Origin of the sequence: Thomasclavelia sp. (assembly GCF_017889095.1) — a bacterium.
Taxonomy (GTDB): domain Bacteria; phylum Bacillota_I; class Bacilli_A; order Erysipelotrichales; family Coprobacillaceae; genus Thomasclavelia.
Genome location: NZ_JAGHEW010000084.1, coordinates 1 through 18,928 on the forward strand (window position 1 = coordinate 1; position 18,928 = coordinate 18,928).

Here is an 18,928-nt window from a genome sequence, read left to right on the forward strand (position 1 = left end):
CCCAGCTATCACTGCCGTTAAACATGGCATAATTAGCGTTACTATTTTTACCAGGCTGATTTCTATCCCAGTTAGTATAATCAACTTTTTCTTCATTTAACCATTTCCAGCTACCTTCTTTTTCACTGTCAGATAAGCCAAAGTATACTTCTTGATAACCACTATTAGTAACATAATCATACAAGAAGTCGTTTTCTTCTTTAGAAGTTATGGTAGCTAGATAACCATCACCATGATCTTGACAAAATTCCATTGCCGCCTGGCCACTATCAATCGAATTATCTTGATAAATATAATAATGATGGCCATTAAATTCAACGGCATCATCAGGAATAGTCGAAGAAGAAACCGGAGCTGATGATTGATTGCTTTTTTCAAAGTTAGTAAAGACAGTTAAATTTGTTTCACCGCTTTGATTTACATTTATATAACGGGTCTTTGTCGTATTGTTGTTGGAAAGATCCGTAATGATCAAACGGTAGGTTCCATCGTTTAAGCTAACGCTATATGGCTTATTGTCTTTCACTTTAATTTCGTCAATTTTAGTCATTGAAGAATTTAAACCTTGGCTAGGATCATCAAATTGTTCAATTAATAATGAATAGTTATCATACAATTCATTATTAATATCATAAACATTAAGATCAAAAGTCGCAGCCATACTATATAGTGGTTCTTGACCATTTAAGTTAACTTGATTAAAAGCTTCTTCAACTGTTAAGCATTGCTTATTGGTTAAATGACCTTGGTTATAAAGAGTCATCGCAGTATCTAATAAAAGCATCTTAAATTGATAGAAATTACAATCTGATGGTACATAAGGTAAAGTAGAATAAAATAAATTTGATAATTGTAATGTACCTAAACCTTCATAATTGGAACTGCCATCAATACCAGCCCACATTAAATAAGCAGCATGAGAAATTACAGTATTGTTTGTATGCACACCACCGTTATCACGACTTGTATTATTAGTATCTTGCCAATGAGTACCTTGATAAGTCGCGGGATTATTATTTTGGGTAGGATCAATCATGTTTCTAATACTGCCATGAACCCAGTTGCAACTATTATCAAGAGTACCATTATCATACCAGTCTTCAATTATTTCCCCAAAAATATCGGAATAAGCTTCCATTAAAGCTCCTGATTCACCTAAATAAACCATATTACTAATTGAACGTTCAACCGAGTGCATATATTCATGTCCAACGGTATCAACAGCTAGAGAGTTATCGGTTGCAAAGGATAGAATCGTCACGGGAATTTCGGTTATTTGCCATGAGTAGGCATTAGTTGTATCGCCTGAATTATGATCGTTGTAGACACCAACGATTGTTCCTTCTTTATTGTCATAACCTTTACGATTATAGTTAGTTAACCAGAAATCATAAGTCCTGCTGATTCTTGACATTAAAGTTACTGCTTTAGGATTATTCCAGTTAGTTGTAGTGGAAGTAGGATTAATTAAAGCAGCTCCATCAGTTGATAAATTGACAACATAACGACCATTAGTCCCTAAAGTATTACCGCTACTATCACTAATGGTAAAATTATAATTAGTGCCTTGAACGGTTACGATATTATTGTTGTTATCATAAAACTGACCATTATTTAAATAATAGTAATTATTGTTGTTGTCACAAATAGCAATATTACGAATTAAAGTATTATCTTGGCTATCATAAATGATGATCTTTTTTTCTTGATCGATCATTTTATAAGTACCATTATCATTTTCAGTTAAAAACGATTGATCAACACCATCAATATCTTTTCCTACACCAGTAACATTATCATAATAAACAGAATCAATCGAAGCAAGAATATCACCACTTTTAGCGGAGATAAAACAGTCCTGATGAACTTTATCGCTATAAATGTTTAATTGCCAGGCAATTTCTGGTTCATGATTATTTAAGGTATAAATTGTTAGACCTTTACTTTCAATAGCGGCATCATCACCATGTTCCTTTTTCATTTTTTTGATTGCTTTATCTTCGCTGTATTCAACGTCAACATCAATATCATCTAAGTCTAAATAGTTACCTGATAATTTTAAGCAGTTACCTTGGTCATCACTACTTACAGTAACACTTCGACCATAGACAGGAATATCTTCATATTCTTGGCTAAAACGATAATATTGATTGTCTAAGATAACTTCATTTTGACAGTCATCTAATGATTCATCAACATCATCGATACCAATGAGGTCACTAGCATCTTCAATGGCTTTTAAAGCGGAATCTTCATCAGTAATCGTTTGATCGGTAAATGTACCATCAATGTTAGTGTAGTTATCGTCTTTTGTAATTATTGTTTCATTGTTTTTAGATTTATTATTGGAAGAATTAGTAAATGGCAAATCAAAAAAGTCAAAATAAACTAAAGTACTAGCAGTTACAATTACTAATACTAAGGCAATAATTGTTAAAACAATTGCCCTTTTTTTCAAATTAGATGTCTTGTGATTCGCTGAATCACAATTTGGACATTTATTTGTGAAAGCATCAAGCTCTTTACCACATTTTTTACAATATTTCTTCATTTCTTCACCTCATTTCTTTTTTTATATTTTAACACAATTTAAGACAATTATTTTATTTTAAGTAAAGATTTTGGTTTTTTATTACTTTAATGCGGTTAAAACATTGTCATGAGATGACAACTATTGTTTTTGGCTTTTTTCGGTGGTAAGATATAAATAATTCAAAGATTAAAACGAGGTAAAAGATGAAAACACAATATCGAGATAAAGCATATTTTGAGTATCAGCAATTTAATCAGCAATGGCTATTGCAACATTCTAGGATAATGTATATTAGTTCGATAGTTGGATTAGGACTAGAATTGGTTTTGATGATCTTTATTTATGCGATGAAAATAACAACAATAAGCGTGCGCGGGTATCTTTTAAAATATGTTTTCATTCCAGCTTTGATTAATCTTGCAATGTGTTTTTTAAGCCGGCTGGTAATAAAAAATGAGCGCTTATTATATCGTCAAAAAAGTTATTTATTATGTTTCTTTACGGTTGTTATTACTTTTGTTTTTGCAACTGTACACAATATATTCGTGTCAGTATTAATCGTTTTGGGATTACCAATCTTGATTAGCACGGTTTATGAAGATGAACGTTTGACAACTTTTATCGCATTAATTAGCGTATTATTGATGGTATTAAGTGGCTGTTTTATAAAATATGATCTTGATAAAGTAGTTAACAGTATTTATATATTAAATATGGTTGTTCTATTAGTTATTGATTTTATTTTTTTGATCATTAGTCATTATATTATTCGTTTTAACGAGAGAAAAAGGGAAGTTACGATTCAGGGAAATATAGAAAGATTTGATTTAGAAAAAAGAATATATCTTGATGGATTAACGTTAGTTGGTAATAAAAGTGCTTTTGAAAAAGATCTTGATGATATTGTTGAAGATGATGATAATATTTATTATTTAGCTATTTTTGATATTGATTTATTTAAGCAGTTTAATGATCAGCATGGTCATCTTTTTGGTGACAGTGTTTTGGTTCAAGTTGGTAATTTGCTGTTGAAAAATATGCCAGAAATAAAAAGTTACCGATATGGTGGAGATGAATTCTGTATGATTTTTAAAAATCATACAGAAGTAGAAGTGTTAGAAAAGATTCGTAAATTACAAAAAAATTTGAAACGCAATGTTATTAATGGTACACAAATACCAGTAACTATCAGTGTAGGGATTTGTAAAAAAGTAATTGATGATGATAAAAATAGTTTAATTTCTAAAGCTGATTTGGCTTTATATCAATCAAAAGATAGTGGCAGAGATAAAATTACGCTAGCAAAAGAAAAAGTTAATTTTTAAAACAGCTTTTCCAAATTAATAAAGAACCAATAATTTGAATTAAATTTACCAGGATACTTCTAAAGTCAAAATTAACTAAATAACTTTCAATAAAAAAGCCTAAATAAGGAGCATCAAAAAGCGGTTTATTTAAATAGCCTAAAGCCATTAAGATAAAAGGAAAACTGCCTAAAATTGTTCCACCAATAACATAAGGAACAAAGGCTTTTTTATTATTAGTAATCGGCAATCCAAAGATAATGTTTTCATTAACTCCAAACCAGGCAGCTTTTAAACCGCCAGAAAATTTCTTTCTTGATAAAAAAGCGATGCCAATGGTAACTCCTGTTCCTGATAGATTGGCAAAAGCCGACATACTGCCATGGGTAAAAATATGTTCAAGCGGTAAATTTAATAATGCTGCTTGGATATTTTCATTTAGAAATAATAATTGAACCGGTCCTAAAACACTAAGCAAGATAGCCGGATGATAACCGCGATAAAATAAAAAACAATATAGAAAAACAACAATGATACAAGTAAAAAAGGAATCAAAGATACTTAAACAGCTTAAATTAAAATGTAAATAACTACAAATTAAAGTAAGTAAAATAATCATAATAGCTAATAATATATTTTTAAGCGAATCTTCAACAAATTTAGGTAAATCACTGATAAAATGATAATTAACTAGATATTTTTGAAAATAAATATCTAAGTAAAATAAACTAATTGGTAATAAATAAGCAATTAAATAATTATCTTGTTTAGCAATCAATAAAATAAAAACACTAAACAAACTATAAATAATTTTATGGGTAAAAAAATAAGTGAGAATACTTGCAACAATTAAAGGCAAATGAGTAGTAATTAATATGCATAAATCATAGCCAATGGTAAAATTGAACAGTCGGTAGCTTAAATAACTGATGGATGCTAAATTTCCAATTAAAAATAATGGTGTTAGCGCCTGATTAATCGTGGTAACTATTTTACTATTAGTAATTTTTTCTAGTGTCATGTGTATCACCGCTTTCTTTATAAATAAGTATAACGGAAATTTTTAAATAAGTAAAAATAAAAACTGGATTAGTGCCAATTAGCGTAACTAATCCAGTTTTCATAAGGAAACATGTGTTGTAAATGATCACAAACAGTTTCTTGAGAAATATATTTTTTTAATAGCTCCTTTTTTTGTTTTAATAATTTTTCATCATAAGTTGGTTTCATCATGGATAATAAGGGATTACTTTTTTTATAATATTTACCAAAGTAAAATAATTTATCAGTTACTTTTAAATCTTTAGAGATATCAGTAACAATTTCACAAGTCATTTTATGATGCTCGTGACCGTATTCTCCTTTAGGGTTGTGAGTTACGATATTATCAAATTTTTGGTTTGATAATAAGTAATAAAGATCGTTTTTGATATTAGCTTTAACTTTGCTCCAATCGTCACGTTTGCCATCAACTTTATCAGGATAATCTAAAATGATTCCAGCGCCACTTGTTTGTTTGATCACCTCGTTAAATTCTTTAGCGCGAGTTTGGTTATCACCATTAGTTAAACAGATTACTAGATATTTATCTTTAAGTAAATGCATACCACCCCAAATTGCTTCATCATCAGGGTGAGCAACGATCATAATATTTTTATAATCTTTAAACTGGATTTGATCAAATAGATCTTGATGACTAGCTTTTTGATAATTGTCAGTTGAATTAGTGCAACCGCTTAATAAAAGCAAAGTTAAAATAATTATTATTATTTTTTTCATAGACAAATTTTAACACGATATTTTATTAATGAATTTAAACCTTTCTAAAGATTGATAAAGTAATGCTTAATTTTTTCTGATGTTAGTTTTGCCAGAATTTAAAAAGATATACGATATTTTGGTGTTAAATAATAAATTATAAAAAAGTAGTGATTTAAATACTTGGATATGATATAGTTGGGATTTGGATAAGTTATATTTTATAAATAGTTGATTTAAGCGTGGGATAAAAAGTCATGGGTAATAGTGCATATCATTATCCAAATGATTTTTTAGGTGATAACATAGTATCATGATTTTAGGAGGAAAAATAATGAGAGTTATTAAAAGAGATGGTCATGTTGTTGACTTTGATGCTACAAAAATTGAAAATGCTATTTTAAAAGCAATGAAATGTGGTAGTGGAATCATTGATGAACAATGTGCTAAAGATATTGCAACTGAAATTGAACAATGGCATAGCTATAGTGATGCAGATATTTCAATTTATCGAATTGAAGGTCAAGTATTTGAAAAACTGATTGAAAAAGGTCAGATCTTAACTGCTAAAGCATACGAAGGGTATCGTAAAGTTAGAGAGTTCCAAAGAGAAACAAATACGATTGATAACGAAATTTATGGAATCGTAAATCAAACTAACAAAGAAGCCATGGAAGAAAATTCTAATAAAGATGCAACAGTTTTAGCTACGCAAAGAGATTTGATTGCCGGTGAGTTTTCTAAAGACTATTGTCGTCGATTATTGTTACCACCAAAAATTGTGCAAGCTCATGATGATGGTATTATTCATTTCCATGATATGGATTATTATATTCAGAAAATGCATAATTGCGATTTAGTCAATTTAAAAGATATGTTCGCTCAAGGTACAGTAATAAATGATAAATTAATTGAAACACCAAAATCTTTACAAACTGCATGTACGGTAGCTACTCAAATTGTTCAACAAGTAGCTAATGGTCAATATGGTGGTCAAACTATCTCGTTAGCCCATTTATCACCATACGTTAGAATCAGTTATGAAAAACATCGTAAAAATGTTATTAATGAAGGGAAAATGATTGGTATTGATTATAGCGATGAACAAATTGAAAAAATCGCTAAATCAAGATTACATGATGAAATTAAAGCAGGTATTCAAACAATTCAATATCAAATTAATACTTTTTCAACAACTAATGGGCAAGCACCATTTTTATCAGTGTTCATGTATTTAAAAGAAGAACCTGAATATATGGAAGAAACAGCAATGTTGATTGAAGAAACATTAAGACAGCGTTATGTCGGAATGAAAAATCCGGTTGGTGCCTATGTTACTCCAGCATTTCCTAAGTTATTATATGTCTTAGACGATAATAATGTACCGCAAGATAGTAAATATCGTTATTTAACTGATTTAGCGGTTAAATGTGTAGCTAAGCGAATGATGCCTGACTTTATTTCAGCTAAGATCATGCGTGAAAATTATGAAGGACAAGTTTTCCCATGTATGGGATGTCGTAGTTTCTTATCACCATGGAAAGATGAAAATGGTGAATATAAATGGTATGGTCGTTTTAATCAAGGTGTAGTTACTTTAAATTTAGCTGATGCTGGTCTGTCGGCTAATCACAATTTAGATAATTTCTGGAAAATCTTAGATGAACGATTAGAATTATGTAAAGAAGCTTTATTATTACGTCATGAAAGCTTAAAAGGAACATTAGCTGATGTGAGTCCAATTCATTGGCGCTATGGAGCTTTAGCTAGATTAAAATCTGGTGAAAAGATCGATAAGTTATTAGAAAATGGTTACTCAACAATTTCACTTGGATATATTGGTTTATATGAATGTGTTATTGCTTTAATTGGTCAAACTCATACTTCAAAAGATGGTAATGAACTAGCAACAAAGATCATGGAAAGATTAAGAAATGCTTGTGATAGCTGGAAAGCAGAAACAGGACTTGGATTTGGTTTATATGGAACACCAGCCGAATCAACTACATATACTTTTGCAAGAGCATTAAAGAAACGTTTTGGAATTGTTCCAGGAGTAACTGATAAAGATTATTTAACTAATTCATATCATGTCAATGTTCGTGAACACATTGATGCATTTAGTAAATTAGAAGTAGAAGCTAAATTCCAAAAACTATCTTCTGGTGGGGCTATTAGTTATGTTGAAGTTACTAACATGTCACAAAACTTAGATGCCCTTTCAGCATTAATTGATTATATGTATGACACGATTCAATATGCAGAAATTAATACTAAATCTGATTATTGTCAAGAATGTGGTTTTGATGGTGAAATCTTATTAGATGAAAATCGTGAATGGTATTGTCCAAACTGTGGTAACCGTAATCATAAAACACTAAATGTTTGTCGTCGTACTTGTGGTTATTTAGGTGATAATTTCTGGAATCAAGGAAGAACCCAGGAAATTGCTGAACGTTTTGTTCATTTAGATAATCATTTATATGGTGAATAATTGTGAGATATGCGCAAATTAGGCAATTAGATATTGCCAACGGCGAAGGAATTCGGGTTTCTTTATATGTTCAAGGCTGTCATCAACATTGTTTTAAATGTTTTAATCCCGAAACTTGGGATTTTAATGGTGGCAGTGAATTTAGTGAAGAATTGGAAAATGAATTAATTCGACTAGTTAATCAGCCTCATATCACTGGCATCACAGTTCTTGGCGGTGAACCGTTAGAACCGGAAAATCGTTATGCAATTAGTGCTTTATTAAAAAAATTGAAAGATAATTGTCCAAATCGAACAATTTGGCTGTATTCAGCTTATCTTTATGAAAAGATAAAAGAATTTGACGTGGCGATATTACCTTATTTAGATGTTTTGATTGATGGGCCGTTTGATTACAAATTAAGTGATCGAAAACTTCGGTTTCGCGGTTCTTCAAACCAAAGGATCATTGATGTAAAAGAATCATTGGAACAAGATAAAATAGTTTTATATCAGCCTAGTCGTTATTATCAAAATTAAACTTAATCTTTAGATATATTGTGTATCTAGAGATTTTTTATTAATTTTTAAATGAAATAAAAAATCAAAATTAGTGTATATTGACAACTAAAATAACATAAACTATAATGAAATTGTAAAAGGAACAGCCGATAAGCGGTTATGTCCTGGATTTATAAGGTAAAAATAACTACCTCAAGCTTTCCACAGACAGAGGTAGTTATTTTTTATCATTATGTTCCTTCTTGTTGTCAATAATGACAAGAAGTAATCTCACAATCAAACTTATAAGTGCCACAATAAGTGTTAAAATAGTTACCACTATCATGACGGTTTCATAAGCTGTCATGTTCATCACCTCCGTATTCAGATTTCCATTTACAAAAATGGATGATGAATATTACGAAGGATAACGTGCCTTCGTCGTCACGACCAAGACATAACCACCTACCGCTATTGCTGTTCCTATAACTTATAATAACAGCTATTTTTAAATATTCAATAGTAGTCCATTCTCAATACTTGTTAGCTCTAATTATTGAATTTGTAATTCAATGACAGTAGATTAAAAGTAAATTATAATATAGATGTAATAGCTACCTCAAACTTTGCCAGAGACAGAGATAGTTATTTTTTGTTATTATTTTCCTGCTTCTTGTCAATAGTGACAAGAAGCAATTTTTTATTTTGCGACCAAGATATAACCGCTATTATTATAATGGTTTTTGATAATAAGGATTGAATGTTCATGATAAATGATAAATAAATGAAACTGAAACTAAAAAATTATTTTAAAATAAATGATTTGTGATATAATGACTTCTTGAGGTCATAAAATGAAGGCTAATTTTAAGTGAATTATAATTATTGATTTAAATACATAATTATGGTTTTTAAAGATAAATTGTAAAAAAGAAGGAAAAATCAATCTTTTTTAGAATATTAGAAGCAATCTATAAACCTAAATTTAGCTTAATTTAGTACCTTATTACTTAAATATGTGCTATACTGTCTTTGTTAAAATTAATATAGGGAGTAGAAAAATGATCGGATATTATAGTTATACGGTTATTCTTACATATTTGTCACTAATTTTTGCTATGGCAGGAATTCATTTATCTTTTAATGGAGAATATCAGTGGGCATTTATTTGCTTAATTATGTGTGGTATTTGCGATACTTTTGATGGTATGGTGGCACGAAGTAAGAAAAATCGTACAGAAGAGGAAAAACGGTTTGGAATACAAATCGATTCTTTATGTGATTTAGTTGCTTTTGGTGTTTTTCCAGCAATATTAGGGTATAATGTTGGCTTGAGTTCAATGGGCTGGCTAGCAATTGAGATTTTTTATGTACTTGCAGCGGTAATTAGACTTGCATATTTTAATGTTCAAGAAGAAATTCGCCAGCAACAAACAACAGAAAAGAGAAAATATTATCAAGGGCTACCGGTAACGACATCGTCATTTATTTTACCAATGGCGTATGCATTTAGATATGTAATTTTTGGATTAGATTATATTTATGGGACGTTAATGTTGATTACAGGAATATTGTTTATTGTTGATTTTAAAGTACCTAAAGTGCAATCAAAAGGATTGATTGCTTTAGGAATTTTAGTTATAGTAGAATTTATTCAGATAATGGTGATACGATGAAAGTAGTTGATCGATTAGGAAACGAACAAACTAATGGTGAAAGCCAAAATAATTTATTAAGGAAACTTTATGGCACATTTCTTGGTAGATGTGCTTTAAAAATTCTTGTATGTAAGTTTGTAAGCAATCTTGGCGGTTTTTATATGAATTCTAGTTTATCTAAAAGAAGAATTCAGCCGTTTATTGAAAGTAATCAGATAGATATGTCACAGTTTGAAAAACGGGATTTTACTAGTTATAATGATTTTTTTACCCGCAAGATCTTACCTGGTAAACGTCCTTACAGCAGTGATGATAATGTATTAATTAGTCCGGCGGATGCTAAGTTAACGGCATATCCAATTGATGAAAAATGTCGGGTAGTTATTAAAGATACTAGCTATTCATTAGCGGAATTATTAGATGACCAAGATTTGGCTAGTGAGTATTTAAATGGATACTGGCTAGTGTTTAGACTTACAGTTGATGATTATCATCGCTATAGTTATATTGATGATGGGAAAATTATTAATGATAAGATGATTAAAGGAAAATTTCATACAGTAAATCCGATTGCCAATGATTATTATCCTATTTATAAACAAAATACACGGTGTTATACAGTAATTGAATCAAAGAATTTTGGTAAGATGGTTCAAATGGAAGTTGGGGCAATGATGGTAGGTAGAATTGTTAATCATCACAAGGAAAAGTGCCATCGTGGTGAAGAAAAGGGATATTTTGAATTTGGTGGTTCAACAGTAATTATCTTATTAAAAGAAAATCAGGCTGTTATTGATGCGGATATTTTAAAAAATACTATTAATAATAAGGAAACAGTAGTAAAATTAGGTGAAACGATAGGTAAGAAGATGAAGGAGGACAAATAATGACAAGAATAATTGCGATTACAAATCAAAAGGGTGGTGTTGGTAAGACGACAACTAGTATTAATCTAGCTGCTGCTTTAGCAAATACTAAACATCGTGTTCTTCTTATTGATATGGATCCACAAGCTAATGCAACACAAGGAATTGGAATTGACCGCGATAATATCGAATTGTCAACTTATAACATAATTGTTGAAGAATGTGATATGAAAGATGTTATTGTTCCTTCATATATTGCAAAGCTAGATGTAGCTCCAGCCAGTATTGATTTAGCTGGTGCTGATTTAGAATTAGCTAATGTTAAATCAGGACGCGAACAACGATTAAGAAATGCCTTAAATAAAGTAAAACGTAATTACGACTATGTAATCATTGACTGTCCACCAGCATTAGGATTATTAAATACTAACGCTTTAACTGCTTGTGATGCGGTATTAATTCCAGTTCAATGTGAATATTATGCCTTAGAGGGATTAACTCAATTATTAAATACTGTTTTGTTGACTCAAAGTGTCTTTAATCCTAAATTAACAATTGAGGGAATACTACTTACAATGCTGGATCAAAGAACTAATTTAGGGGTTGAGGTATCTCAAGAAGTTCGTAAATATTTTAAAGAAAAAGTTTATAAAACAGTTATTCCTAGAAATATTAAATTATCAGAAGCGCCTTCAGAGGGCTTAGCTATTTTTGATTATGATAATAATTCCGAAGGAGCCAGAGCTTATCGGGAATTTGCAAAAGAGGTGTGTAAGCGAAATGCCAAGTAATTCAGCGAAAAAAACAAAGAAAACAACTAATACTAGTGTAAAAAATAAACGTTTGGGAAAAGGATTGGATGCTATTTTTGGTGGTGATATCACTAGCTTGATCGATGATATTGAACATAACACACCAGCATCTAAACAGGTTCAGGTACCGTTAGATCAAATTCGTCCTAATCCTTATCAGCCTCGTAAGCTTTTTGATGAGGAAAAATTGCAAGAGTTAGCCGTTTCAATTAGGGAACATGGAGTATTCCAGCCAGTTATTTTAAAAGCATCGATTCAAGGCTATGAAATTGTTGCGGGAGAACGGCGCTGTCGAGCTGCCAAAATAGCAGGATTAGATCAAATCCCAGCTATCATTGTTGAATTTACAGATCAACAAATGATGGAAATTGCTTTATTAGAAAATATTCAAAGAGAAGATCTTAATTCAATTGAAGAAGCTCAGGCTTATCAGCAAATGATGGAAAGATTGAATTTAACTCAAGAAGAATTAGGAAAAAGAATTGGGAAATCACGTAGTTATATCGCTAATACATTAAGATTACTACAATTACCAGAAAAAATTCAAAACTATGTTCTTGAAGGTAAACTATCAATGGGACATGCTCGCTGTTTGATTACTCTTTCTAAAGAAAAAGCCGAAAGTATCGCTAAAAGATGTATTGATGAAAATCTATCGGTTCGCGATGTTGAAAATATTGTAAAAGGAATAGAATTAGGAAAATCACGTCGTAATGCGCCAAAAGTAGAAAAACCTAAAGAATATAAATATGTTGAAGATATACTTAGAAAAAAATTTAGAACTAAAATAAAAGTTGATGAAAAAACAGTAACCATTAAATATACGGATACTAAAGATTTAAATCGAATCTTAGAATTAATGGGAGTAATTGAAGAAAGTTAGAGATGATGGCTTATACTATCATCTTTTTTATATTTCTAAAAATTGTCATTATAGTATTAATTGTTGACTCTATTTGTAATTTTGAATTCAATGACTTTTATAGTATGTTATGATAAAATGATAGTAATCAAAAGGAAGAGAGGAAAGATGATAATGAAGCGAGTAAGTACAGGTGTCGAGAATTTCAAAGAATTAATTGATTATAATTACTATTATGTTGATAAAACGATGTTAATTGCAGATGTCTTAAGCGATAAAGTAATGTTATATACTAGACCAAGAAGATTTGGTAAGACCTTAAATATGTCAATGCTTTATTATTTTTTCTCAAATAAAGAAAAGGAAAACGCCTATTTATTTGATAGACTAAAAATTAGTGAAAATAAGGAAATCACAAAACATCAAAACCAGTATCCGGTTATCTTTTTAACCTTAAAAGATATGACTGCTACGAATTTTGAAGAACAGAAAAAACAGTTTGCTGATCTTATCAAAATACTTATATTAGAAAACAAAGAACTGATAAATAGTCCATCTGTTGATGAAGCTGATAAGAAAGTATTTAATGATTTTAAATTTTCGCAAGCTGATGACTTACAATTAAGAAATTCACTAAAAACTCTATCGCGATGTTTGTATCAGCATTATCATCAAAAAGTCATTATTTTAATTGATGAATATGATGTACCGCTTCAAAGTGCCTTTAATCACGGTTACTATGATGAGATGGTCAATTTTTTAAAAAGTGTTTTTTCAGCAGGTTTAAAAACCAATGATGCCTTAGAAAGAGGAATTCTCACAGGGTGTTTAAGAATTGCCAAAGAAAGTATCTTTACCGGTCTTAATAATTTTACAGTACGTACAATTACTAGCCAGTTTGCTTCTGACTGTTTTGGTTTTACGCAAAAAGAAATAGATGGTTTATTAAATTATTATAATTTAATAAGTAAACGTGATGAGATGAAAGAATGGTACGACGGTTATCTGTTTGATAATAAAGAAATCTATAATCCTTGGAGTGCTCTTAACTATATAAAGGAATTAAATGGAAATAACGATTTTCCAGCGATATCCTTTTGGGCCAATACCAGCAGCAATGATTTAGTTAGACAGTATATCAAAAATGGAACACTAAAAATGAAGGAAGAATTTGAAGAACTGATCAATGGTAAAAGCATTATCAAGAAAGTTACACCGGAACTTACTTATAGAGAAATGGATTTTAAAACACCTGGAAAGATGAATGACGATATCTACAGTTTCTTACTGTATACCGGATATTTAAAAATCAAGGATAAAGTTTATGATCCAGAAAGCAAAGAACTGGTGCAAAATACCTATGAATTAATCATCCCAAATAAAGAAGTCAAATACATCTATGAAGATATCTTTATGAAATGGTTTGAAGGGTATCAAAAAGAAAGAGAAGGTTCATTTGTAGAAGCACTGATTGATGGAAATGTTTCTTTAGCTAATAGATTATTGCAGGATGTCTTGATACAAAGCATTAGCTACTATGATAACTACGAGTCATTCTATCATGGTTTTATGGTCGGTTTTTTAAATGCTGACGGTTATGATGTAAGATCAAATCGAGAAAGCGGTGATGGCAGGTTTGACCTTGCAATGCTGCCATACAGTATTTTAGAAACTGCAATTGTCATTGAATGCAAGCATTCTAATAGTATTAAAGAACTAAGAAAAGACAGTGCTAAAGCCAGTGAACAAATCATCAATCAAAAATATATCGAAGGATTAGAAGATGAAGGATATGAAAATGTAATTGGTTATGGAATATCTTTTTATAAGAAACAGTGTATTATTACTAAAGCATAATAATTATTTAGACAGTCTATTTCAAAATGGATTGTCTTTTTTGTGTTTAAAAATAAATTCCATATAATAATTTGGATGGTAGGTATTAGTAAATTTGATTTCTATAAATTTTATAAATATTGTTATAAAATTGCGACAATTATTACATAAACTTGTGATTTAGATACATTATTATTGAAATGCTATAATGGCTATTTTATAATCCATTTATAGTTTAGACCAATTTGGTCTTAAAATAACACTCGAATAAAGTTAGTAATTATTGAATGAAATATAATTATGAAATATTGATTATAAACATGATATTGTTGTGATAAAAAAGTAAGGTTTATTGAGTTAAAGAGAGGGGTATGGATTGATGGATAAAATAGAGTTAGTTGATCATAATGATAGTGATAATGATGAGATTGAAATAGATCTCAGGTTTCTTTTTGATCAAATAAAAGAGTATTGGTATTTAGTGTTAACTGGAGCTTTAATAGTAATGCTTGCTGTTGTTGGTTATACGGCTTTTCTAGATACTCCGATGTATACATCAACATCAAAAGTATATTTAAGGGGCGCATCAAACAGTGTTTCTTTATCTGATTTACAGTTGAATCAGGAATTAACATCTGATTATGAAATAATCTTTAAAAGTCGACCAATTCTTGAAAATGTCATTGCGAATTTAAATTTAGAGTATTCTTATAATGAATTATACAACATGATTTCTATTGGAAATCCTAGTGATTCGCGAATTTTAGAAATCACAGTTACTTCCAATAATCCAGAATTATCGATGAATATAGCTAATGAAACAATGAATTGCAGTATTGATTCGGTTCGGGAAATTGATTCTCAAGAGCCATATATTATTGAAAATGCTGTTATCAATTCTAACGCGGTTGGGTATTCAATCATTCAAAAAGGATTGCTTGGTTTTTTAGTGGGAATGTGTTTGGCTATTGGTGCAATCAGTTTGAAAGCTATTTTAAGCGATACAATTCAATCAATTGAAGATCTGGAAAATACGGTTCAATTACCAGTGTTGTGTTCAGTTATTGAAGACAAAGATCTTGTTTACAATAAAAAACAGGATAAAAAAAGAAGGAGACGTTAAAAATGGCACAGTCTATGATAAGTATAAATGAAGAACTTGTAAATAAAACTTTACAAGAATCATATAAGATATTAAGAACTAATCTACTATATGTTGATCGATTAAAGGTAATTGCCATTACTAGTACTATACCTAATGAGGGTAAAACAATTACTGCCTTTAATTTAGCTCGGGGTTTTGCAGAAGCGGGGAAAAAGGTTGTATTAATGGATTGTGATTTACGAAAAACATCTTTAAAGTATCTTTTAAATATATCTGGTAATAAAAGAGGGGTCAGTGAATATTTAACGGGACAATCAGGTAATGTAGTATTTGAAACTAATATTGAAAATCTTTATGTAATCTTGTCAGGGAAAAAACCACCCAATCCATCAGAAATTTTATCAGGTGAAAAGTTTAGTGAGCTAATTGAAAAACTAAAAGATACTTTTGATTATGTAATCATTGATACTCCACCAGTTGCTGCAGCGGCGGATGCTTCTATTGTTGGAAGAATTGCTGATGGTACAGTCATGGTCGTAAGAAACCAAATTAGTAAAAAGAAAATCATTAAACGAGCTGTTTTAAACTTAGAAAGAAATGGTGTAAGAATGGTAGGACTAGTATTGAATGGTGTAAAAAGAACATCATCAGAATATGGTTATGGCTATGGGTATGGTTACGGTTATGGAAAAGAGTAAAAAAACTAGCAAGTTATTTTATCTATATATCTTTCTTATTGTTGTTATAGCTGTTTCGATTGTTATTATGGTATGTTTTCATGGCAATAATCAAAGTGATGTGGTAAGTAGTGAAAAAAACGAAGATTATCATCATATTACCTATAATAATGAAAAGTATCAGTATAATAGTTCAATTGTTTCTATTTTATTCTTGGGAATTGATACATCGGATCCAACTGATAGCCAAGGACAGGCCGATGTATTAGAACTGCTTTTATTGGATCGTACTAATAAAAGTATGCAAGTTGTTTCTATTCCTAGAGATACAATGACTGATATTAGATTATATGATGTAGAGGGTAATAGTTTAGGATGGCAAAAGCATCATATTAATTTATCGTATGCGTACGCCAATAATGAAAGAAATGGGTGTATGCGTGCTTCGCAGGCTGTTTCTAGAATGTTAGGGGATATACCAATCGTTTATTATGCTTCATTGAATTTAAATATGTTGAATAAGGTTCAAAGTATCATGGGATCATTGGAGGTAACCATTCCTAATAATAGTTTAGTTGATGTTAATCCATCATGGAAAGAGGGGACAGTATTAACGGTTGACACGTCAAATGTGGAAACATTTTTACGTTATCGTAATACTGAAATTGATTTTTCTAATAATGAGCGAATGGAAAGACAAAAAGAATATATGTTGGCGTATTTTAAAAAAGTAAATGAATTATTAAAGACTGATTTTAATCAAATGGTGGAATCAATTTATAGTGTTGTTAAAGAAATGACAACGAATATATCTTTTGATGATTTACAAGTATTTGCCAATATGATTTTAGAATATTCATTTGATGAAAAAGAAAACTTCTACACATTAGAAGGGGAAAATAAAGCGGGGGCATTTCATGATGAATATATTATTGATCAAGATAAAGTAGAAGCTAAAAAAGTTGAATTATTTTATACCAAAGAATAATCGATTAATGATTTAAAACAAAAGGATTGAAAAAGGGGATATAAACAAAAATGATTTCTTTTTTATCTTATAAATGCTTTATCAATGATGAAATTGGAAATTATTAATTGTTTATATAAATACAAATAAAGCAGTATATTTGGATTGAGAAATCAGTTTTTGATACTGTAACACTAATTTTGAGAGGAGGAAAAAGCAAATGAAGAGATTAGTGAAATATGGAATGGCGATGTTACTTCTATTAACTATGAGCGTTTCAACTGTATTTGCGGTTGGAAGTGCCACAGCTAATGGTGCAGTAACAAATGTTAGTGGTGTAGCTGATGGAGTAACAGTTTCATTTTCAACAAGTTCTGATAAAGTATTTGAAGATGTAGAACCAGCAGTAGCAACTCAAATTGAAAACTTAAATAGCGGTACAGCTTTAGAAGATGCTCTAGCAAACGTATCAGTTCAGTTGCCTGATGATGTAAACATCGATTTATCAGAATTTAGCTTACTTACTAAATTGCAAGACTTAGTTGCTTTAAATGCCGATGGAAGCGATGCAAATGCAACTAACGTAACAGTAACATGGGAAGTACCAAACCTAACATCAAATATGGGGGATGTATACGTTTTACACTATAGTACAGTAAGAAGCGTATGGGAAGTAATTACTCCAGGTAATGTTGACTTTTCTAATAAAACAGTAACTGCAACATTCCCTGATTTATCACCAGTAGCAGTAATCTATAAACAAAGCGATGTAACAACTAATGGTGATAGTGATACTACTGATTCAACTAAAGGTGAAACTGCAGTAAAAACAGGCGATAACAGTGATATTGCATTATATGCCGGATTAGGTGGAGCAGCTATTATTGCGCTTGGATTATTAGCTTATCGCACTAAAAAAAGTAATTAATAGTTAAATCTAGATAGTGCTCTTTACAAGTTTTGTAAAGGGCATTTTTTTATTACTTTAAATTGGTATAATGTAAGTAATCATATATTTATCTGATTAAATCTTAATAATTATTAAGGTTACTTAGAATAATTGATAAATTATAATATTTATAAGGAGGGAAAAGTATGATTGAGGTAAAAAATCTAGTTAAAGATTATGATGGATTTAAGGCGGCTAATAATATTAACTTAACAGCACTTCCAGGGAAGATCACTATATTGTTAGGACCAAACGGAGCCGGAAAATCAACGACGATTAAAAGTATTGCCAATTTGTTAAGATTTGAAGGAGAGATTAAAATTTGCGGTTATCAAAATGATAGTCTAGAAGCAAAAAGATGTTTTGGTTATGTTCCCGAAACACCGGTATTATATGATGTTTTAACGGTTGAAGAACATATTGATTTTATTGGTAATGCTTATCGGATTGAAAATTATCAAGAAATTGCCAATAAGTATTTAGAGTTATTTAAATTAAGTGATAAGAAAAAAAGATTAGCTAAAGAGTTATCTAAAGGAATGAATCAAAAATTAAGTTTGATTTTAGCTTTGATGATCCAGCCTAAAGCACTATTAGTAGATGAACCGATGGTTGGTTTAGACCCAGC

The 18,928-nt window shown here is 30.2% G+C and carries 17 protein-coding genes; 13 read left to right on the top strand and 4 right to left on the bottom strand.

Going from position 1 to position 18,928, the window contains the following annotated elements:
• A partial coding sequence (locus tag J7M77_RS03725; RefSeq protein WP_296876135.1) for a M4 family metallopeptidase occupies positions 1 to 2,551 on the bottom strand: 2,551 nt, incomplete at its 3' end.
• A 185-nt stretch (positions 2,552 to 2,736) separates the two neighbouring features.
• Here J7M77_RS03725 and J7M77_RS03730 point away from each other — a divergent pair.
• Complete coding sequence (locus tag J7M77_RS03730; protein ID WP_296876137.1) at positions 2,737 to 3,858, top strand: GGDEF domain-containing protein; 1,122 nt, start codon at positions 2,737 to 2,739, stop codon at positions 3,856 to 3,858.
• Here the strand turns inward: J7M77_RS03730 and J7M77_RS03735 are convergent.
• Positions 3,848 to 4,858 carry a hypothetical protein gene (locus J7M77_RS03735; protein WP_296876139.1) on the bottom strand — a complete coding sequence of 337 codons (1,011 nt, stop codon included), beginning with the start codon at positions 4,856 to 4,858 and terminating at the stop codon, positions 3,848 to 3,850. The genes J7M77_RS03730 and J7M77_RS03735 overlap by 11 nt on opposite strands.
• A 68-nt stretch (positions 4,859 to 4,926) precedes the next feature.
• The gene (locus J7M77_RS03740; protein ID WP_296876141.1) at positions 4,927 to 5,616 is read right to left on the bottom strand and encodes a PIG-L family deacetylase; all 690 of its coding nucleotides are present in this window, start codon (positions 5,614 to 5,616) and stop codon (positions 4,927 to 4,929) included.
• Between the two features lie 313 nt (positions 5,617 to 5,929).
• Between J7M77_RS03740 and nrdD the strand changes: the two genes are divergently transcribed.
• Complete coding sequence (gene nrdD, locus J7M77_RS03745) at positions 5,930 to 8,089, top strand: anaerobic ribonucleoside-triphosphate reductase (protein WP_296876143.1); 2,160 nt, start codon at positions 5,930 to 5,932, stop codon at positions 8,087 to 8,089.
• A gap of 2 nt (positions 8,090 to 8,091) precedes the next feature.
• Positions 8,092 to 8,607, top strand: a complete 516-nt coding sequence (nrdG, locus tag J7M77_RS03750) for an anaerobic ribonucleoside-triphosphate reductase activating protein (protein WP_296876145.1) — start codon at positions 8,092 to 8,094, stop codon at positions 8,605 to 8,607.
• Between the two features lie 199 nt (positions 8,608 to 8,806).
• Here nrdG and J7M77_RS03755 read toward each other — a convergent pair whose 3' ends face one another.
• Positions 8,807 to 8,935: a putative holin-like toxin gene (locus J7M77_RS03755; protein ID WP_296876147.1), complete on the bottom strand. Its 129-nt coding sequence runs from the start codon at positions 8,933 to 8,935 to the stop codon at positions 8,807 to 8,809.
• 694 nt (positions 8,936 to 9,629) lie between these two features.
• Between J7M77_RS03755 and J7M77_RS03760 the strand changes: the two genes are divergently transcribed.
• The 10 genes from J7M77_RS03760 to J7M77_RS03805 form a co-directional block, all read left to right on the top strand.
• Positions 9,630 to 10,244: a CDP-alcohol phosphatidyltransferase family protein gene (locus tag J7M77_RS03760; RefSeq protein WP_296876149.1), complete on the top strand. Its 615-nt coding sequence runs from the start codon at positions 9,630 to 9,632 to the stop codon at positions 10,242 to 10,244.
• Entirely contained in the window at positions 10,241 to 11,113 is an 873-nt protein-coding gene (locus J7M77_RS03765) for a phosphatidylserine decarboxylase (protein WP_296876150.1), read from the top strand. Before J7M77_RS03760 ends, J7M77_RS03765 begins: the two co-directional genes overlap by 4 nt.
• Entirely contained in the window at positions 11,113 to 11,883 is a 771-nt protein-coding gene (locus J7M77_RS03770) for a ParA family protein (RefSeq protein ID WP_296876152.1), read from the top strand. Before J7M77_RS03765 ends, J7M77_RS03770 begins: the two co-directional genes overlap by 1 nt.
• Positions 11,873 to 12,787, top strand: coding sequence for a ParB/RepB/Spo0J family partition protein (locus J7M77_RS03775; RefSeq protein ID WP_296876154.1), 915 nt, complete (start codon positions 11,873 to 11,875; stop codon positions 12,785 to 12,787). The genes J7M77_RS03770 and J7M77_RS03775 overlap by 11 nt, the downstream gene beginning before the upstream one ends.
• Before the next feature lie 153 nt (positions 12,788 to 12,940).
• Positions 12,941 to 14,623, top strand: coding sequence for an AAA family ATPase (locus tag J7M77_RS03780; protein ID WP_296876156.1), 1,683 nt, complete (start codon positions 12,941 to 12,943; stop codon positions 14,621 to 14,623).
• 358 nt (positions 14,624 to 14,981) lie between these two features.
• On the top strand, positions 14,982 to 15,725 hold the full coding sequence (locus J7M77_RS03785; RefSeq protein ID WP_296876158.1) for a YveK family protein: 744 nt from the start codon (positions 14,982 to 14,984) through the stop codon (positions 15,723 to 15,725).
• 2 nt (positions 15,726 to 15,727) lie between these two features.
• A complete protein-coding gene (locus tag J7M77_RS03790; protein ID WP_296876160.1) occupies positions 15,728 to 16,405 on the top strand; it encodes a CpsD/CapB family tyrosine-protein kinase in 678 nt (225 codons plus the stop codon).
• Complete coding sequence (locus J7M77_RS03795) at positions 16,392 to 17,372, top strand: LCP family protein (RefSeq protein ID WP_296876162.1); 981 nt, start codon at positions 16,392 to 16,394, stop codon at positions 17,370 to 17,372. Before J7M77_RS03790 ends, J7M77_RS03795 begins: the two co-directional genes overlap by 14 nt.
• Before the next feature lie 199 nt (positions 17,373 to 17,571).
• Positions 17,572 to 18,279: a hypothetical protein gene (locus tag J7M77_RS03800; RefSeq protein ID WP_296876163.1), complete on the top strand. Its 708-nt coding sequence runs from the start codon at positions 17,572 to 17,574 to the stop codon at positions 18,277 to 18,279.
• Positions 18,280 to 18,446: 167 nt separating this feature from the next.
• Positions 18,447 to 18,928, top strand: a 482-nt coding sequence (locus J7M77_RS03805) for an ABC transporter ATP-binding protein (RefSeq protein ID WP_296876165.1), incomplete at its 3' end; no start/stop codon positions are given.